Annotated in this window: 5 protein-coding genes; 4 read left to right on the forward strand and 1 reads right to left on the reverse strand. The window is 51.9% G+C overall.

Features of this window, described 5'->3' with window-relative positions; genetic code table 11:
* Positions 1-146 precede the first annotated feature (146 nt).
* Together RMO15_RS02800 and RMO15_RS02805 are read left to right on the forward strand one after the other, a co-directional pair.
* Complete coding sequence (locus RMO15_RS02800; protein WP_309707599.1) at positions 147-629, forward strand: hypothetical protein; 483 nt, start codon at positions 147-149, stop codon at positions 627-629.
* A 74-nt stretch (positions 630-703) separates the two neighbouring features.
* Positions 704-1,828 carry a hypothetical protein gene (locus RMO15_RS02805; RefSeq protein WP_309707601.1) on the forward strand — a complete coding sequence of 375 codons (1,125 nt, stop codon included), beginning with the start codon at positions 704-706 and terminating at the stop codon, positions 1,826-1,828.
* 1 nt (position 1,829) lies between these two features.
* Here the strand turns inward: RMO15_RS02805 and RMO15_RS02810 are convergent, their stop codons facing one another.
* Positions 1,830-3,002, reverse strand: coding sequence for a M20 family metallopeptidase (locus RMO15_RS02810; protein WP_309707603.1), 1,173 nt, complete (start codon positions 3,000-3,002; stop codon positions 1,830-1,832).
* 49 nt (positions 3,003-3,051) lie between these two features.
* Here RMO15_RS02810 and RMO15_RS02815 point away from each other — a divergent pair, with 49 nt between their 5' ends.
* Positions 3,052-3,900 (forward strand): formate/nitrite family transporter, encoded by an 849-nt coding sequence (locus RMO15_RS02815; protein ID WP_309707604.1) that lies wholly within the window; start codon positions 3,052-3,054, stop codon positions 3,898-3,900.
* 65 nt (positions 3,901-3,965) lie between these two features.
* Positions 3,966-4,876: PEP/pyruvate-binding domain-containing protein (locus RMO15_RS02820; protein WP_309707606.1), on the forward strand; the 911-nt coding region annotated here is incomplete at its 3' end.

Here is a 4,876-nt window from a genome sequence, read left to right on the forward strand (position 1 = left end):
AAAGCCCAGCTCTTTCGGGCGAAAGCCCAGCTCTTTCGGGCGAAAGCCCAGCTCTTTCGGGCGAAAGCCCAGCTCTTTCGGGCGAAAGCCCAGCTCTTTCGGGCGAAAGCCCAGCTCTTTCGGGCGAAAGCCCAGTAAGGAAAAATATGAGATATATAGTAATTCCAATTTTGACAACCTCTATAATGTTGTCATCGTTTTTCTCGTTAAAGGCAAATGCAGAAGAAGAACCTGGTGCTTCGATTACCATAGTTGCTTTCACTGCGACACATGCCCCTGGAAATCCCATCAGTGGAGGAGTAACAGAAACAGATCCAGAACTTCCTGAAGAAGAAGATTCCACTATACCTAAACCACCAAAACCTGATAAAATCACGCACTATGTAACATTATCCGGTACCTTACCAGGTGGTATGACTGGATTTTATAATGTTTCAGCCAATGGAGCGAATATCGGAGGTGGCCCAATTCTTGCGGCACCAAGTTCTCCACTTTCTCCACAACAGTATCCATATTCAACATATTTACATGCCGGAGGCTCAGGTCAGCTATATACTCTGGTCACGGCAGTTACTGGTGGTGGCACAGGAATAATAAACTGTCCTATACAAAACGCTTGGTGTCTTTAAGTTAACACGTTGGAAACCACGTATCTAAACAACAGTATCAACACGTGGTTTCCAAAAATATTCTACAGGGCAAAATGAAAAATTTCCAAAACAGGATTAGACTTAACGAAATATATCCGAGCAAGAGTAGCACGGAATTATTACTGGAAAATGATGAGCGGCTGAGTCAAATGTTAAGTTTTCATTCATCATTACCACTTTACTTTAAAGACGTTGCAGTATCAATACGCAAACGTTCAGGTATTACCATTGAAACAAAAATGAATACCTTTCAATTATGGTCTTTTCATATAAATTATTCTAATGCAAGTACTGCAAGTATAATAGATGCATTAACTGCATTTACCAGAAATGAAGTAGCAAGAACTCTAAAAAATGAAACCGGAATTCCAGATTATATAATCATATTTAACAAAAATAATAGTGATACTGTTTACGGCCCACCATTAGGCTTATCGAAAACATTGTCTGAAAAGTCAGATTCCTTTTTTAAACATATTTACTCACAAAATCAGACTACTCGTGATGCAATTCTAAATGGACAAAACATCAAATTTTCTTCTTTACCTGAAAATGTAAAATCATCGTTAAGAGATACAATGCAGTCCCTCGAAGATTCTACCAATAGTGGTCCCGCAGATTCAAAAATTGATTTTCGAAACATGGATAAAGCTCTAATTACAGTTAAAAATAATTCCAGACCAAGAGCAAAATTTTTAAACTTATTTGTCACTATGAAAACATCACATGGCTCATATGGATTTACTATAAATGACTATTTTTCACAAAAGGCAAAGTTTGGCAACCCAGCATCAATGTTTGAAATTGATCCCAATGAAAAAATCATCAAATACAAATACACGGTCGATTGTGGCGAAGACGATTTATTCATTAAGTATGCTGATGCAAAAAAAATAAAACAGTTAAACCGTAAAATATCCACTAATTTTAAAAATTCATCTATTTCAGAAATATTAAGACAGCTATATAATAATAAAATAAACATAATAAGCAGCCTAGATTATTCTGAATCATTACTAACATTCAAAACAAATAACTTAACTATATGGGAAACCCTAGACCTAATTTGCAAGCATTTAGGGCGATGGCAATGGGAATTTAGAAAAAATGGTTTTATAATTTTACGTGAAGCTAATCATGGCAGAAAAAGGCTAAAAGGTCTTAATGATGAGGTCTAATTTAGCTATCCAGAAATCGTCGGGCGGTTTCTGCCATGAGGAGCATTCCGGTTTCTAGCGGAGCATCGCCGAAGTCGTATTTTGGGGTGTGGAGCAGATACGGGCAGCCGGTGCCGAGGCGGATCATGGCTCCGGGGGCGTGCTCTAGGTAAAACGAGAAGTCTTCGGCACCCATCGTAGGCTCTTTCAGCGTGATGAGGTTCTCTGTGCCGAAAAGCTCCTCGCCGACTTCGCGAACCAGCGCGACAATGCTCTCGTCGTTGATGACCGGCGGCGTGCCAGGGCTAAAGGTGAACTCATAGGTGGCGCGGAAGCTGTCGCAGATGCCTTTGATAATCCGCTCCATGCGCTCGGGCATCGAGTCGCGGATGGCTTTGTTGAGCGTCCGCACGGTTCCGGCAAGCTCTGCTTTCTCCGCGATAATATTGCGGGCCGTCCCTGCGTGGAGCATGGCGACGGTCACCACGACGGGCTCCGTGGGCGAGAGCTCGCGGCTGACGAGGCTCTGGAGCGCGGTGACAAGCTGGGCACTGACAAACACCGGGTCTACGGTCTTGTGGGGGTAGGCTGCGTGCCCGCCCTCACCATGGATCGTCAAGCGCCATGAGTCCGAGGATGCCATCGCGGGTCCGACACGCAGACCGATGGTTCCGGGCGCAAAGTCCGGCCAACCATGCAACATGAGAACCGCGTCCACACCCTCCATGCAGCCCGCCGCTACCATCGTAGACGCGCCACTCACGGTCTCTTCGGCGGGCTGGAAGAAGAACTTCACCGTTCCGGCGAAGCTGTCCTTAAGCGCATTCAGCACCAGTGCCGTCCCGAGCAAGTTGGCCGTGTGCCCATCGTGGCCACAGGCGTGCATCACACCGGGATTCTGGCTCTTGTAGGGGACATTGTTCTCCTCCGTGATGGGCAGCGCGTCCATGTCGCCGCGCAGGGCGATGGTCTTGCCCGGCCCCCTGCCACCTTGGATCGTCGCCACGATCCCATTCATCCCCCCGATCTTAGTTTCGTGGGAAATTCCCGCAGCGGTCAGTGCTTCGGAGACTTTGCGTGCCGTGTTCTCCTCACTCCCGGAGAGCTCTGGGTGAGCGTGAAGGTCATGGCGGAAGGCAATAATCTGCGGCAGGACGGCAGCGACGGAAGCGTGAAGGGTTTCAAAGCGAGACATGGTGAAATTATACCTGTAGAATGTCTCCCAAACACCGAGGTGCCAATCCATGTCCGATGTTGCCATTGATGCTCTCCTGCCCGCCGAGATCGCGGAGAAGGTGGAGGCGGTCGGGGTGCGCAAGGCCGAAGCCCCAGCGTTCCAGCTCTTTGCTCTCGCCGTGCTTGCCGGGGCGTTTATCGCACTGGGAGCGATCTTCTCCACCACGGTCGCTGCGGGGAGCGCCAGCCTTCCCTACGGCCTAGCGCGGCTTTTGATTGGGATGGTCTTCAGCCTTGGTCTAATTCTGGTGATCATCGGAGGGGCGGAGCTCTTCACCGGCAACAACCTGATTGTTATGGCTTGGGCCAGCCGCAAGATCACGACCCAGGCGCTCCTGAGAAACTGGGGGATTGTCTACACCGGAAACTTCGTGGGGGCAGTGGCGACAGCCGCGCTGATGGTCGTGACGAAGCAGTACATGTTTGGTAAGGCGGCGGTCGGGGTGGCTGCGCTGAGCACGGCGGTGAGTAAGTGCAGTCTGGACTTTGGGCAGGCGCTCGCATTGGGGGTTCTCTGCAACGCGCTGGTCTGCCTGGCGGTCTGGCTGACCTTCAGCGCCCACAGCTCGCTCGACAAGATCGCCTGCGTACTCTTTCCCGTCACCGCCTTTGTCGCCGCTGGGTTTGAGCACAGTATCGCCAACATGTACTATGTCCCCTACGCCCTCTTTCTCAAGGCGTTCGATCCGAGCTTTATCGCCCAGGTGGAGCCCAGCGTCCCCAACTTAGAGCGCCTGACCTGGAGCAACTTTCTTATTGGCAACCTCCTGCCCGTCACGATTGGCAATATTATCGGGGGCGCGGTGCTGGTAGCGGCGGTCTACTGGTCGGTCTACCTGCGCCACAAGCGCCTGTAAATCCCCCGATGTGCAGAGGTAAACGAGCTTCGAATCGCTTAAACTTAACCTGAGGAGCAACGACTATGCCGACGGTTTGCTGGTTTAAAGAACTTTCCCTGGGGGACACCGAGCTGGTAGGTGGCAAGGGTGCCAACCTGGGGGAGCTGACACGTGCCGGGATTCCCGTTCCCCCAGGATTCGTGGTGACGGCGGAGGCGTTCCGTGCGTTTCTCGATGCCACGGGCCTACGGGAGACGATCTTTCCCGCCCTTGCGGGGCTTGATGTGGACGATAGCACGACGCTTCTGGCCACGTCTGAGAAGCTCCGGGCTGCCGTGCTAGCGGCGACAGTGCCTCCGGAGCTGCGTGAGGCGATCTGCGCCGGCTACGCCCAGCTTGACGCGGGAGATGCCTTTGCCGCCGTGCGCTCCTCAGCGACTGTCGAGGATATGCCGGGAACTTCTTTTGCGGGCATGAACGAGACCTACCTCAATGTCCGTGGCCCCGAGGCGCTTCTTGACGCTGTCCAGCGCTGCTGGGCATCGCTCTACGGTGCCCGCGTGATCTTCTACCGCCGACAACAAAACATCCCCGAGGAGGCCATCGCCATCGCAGTCGTGGTGCAGCAGATGGCCGACTCCGATGCCTCAGGGGTGATGTTTACCGTCAACCCCGCCTCAGGTGATCCCAATACCATCGTGGTGGAGGGTGCGTTTGGCCTGGGTGAGACCGTGGTCAGTGGCTCGGTCAGCCCAGACCACTGGGAGATCGCCAAGGACACGCTCAAGCTCACCGACGAGCGCCTGGCGATCAAGCACATCCGCATGGACCGGGTTCCCGATGGCAGCAATCTCACGCGCCCCCTCACCGATGACGAAGGCCGACGTGCCTGTCTGAATCATGCGCAGGTCGCAGAAGTGGCTACACTGGGTAAGCAGATCGAGGAGCACTACGGTTCCCCACAGGATATTGAGTGGTCCGTCGTCGGGGAGAC

This window comes from Armatimonas sp., assembly GCF_031410135.1.
Taxonomy (GTDB): domain Bacteria; phylum Armatimonadota; class Armatimonadia; order Armatimonadales; family Armatimonadaceae; genus Armatimonas.

Bases quoted from the DNA above. Each gene is read 5' to 3' on its own strand.
- RMO15_RS02800 (WP_309707599.1), top strand. From the start codon at position 147: ATGAGATATATAGTAATTCCAATTTTGACAACCTCTATAATGTTGTCA.
- RMO15_RS02805 (WP_309707601.1), top strand. From the start codon at position 704: ATGAAAAATTTCCAAAACAGGATTAGACTTAACGAAATATATCCGAGC.
- RMO15_RS02810 (WP_309707603.1), bottom strand. From the start codon at position 3,002: ATGTCTCGCTTTGAAACCCTTCACGCTTCCGTCGCTGCCGTCCTGCCG.
- RMO15_RS02815 (WP_309707604.1), top strand. From the start codon at position 3,052: ATGTCCGATGTTGCCATTGATGCTCTCCTGCCCGCCGAGATCGCGGAG.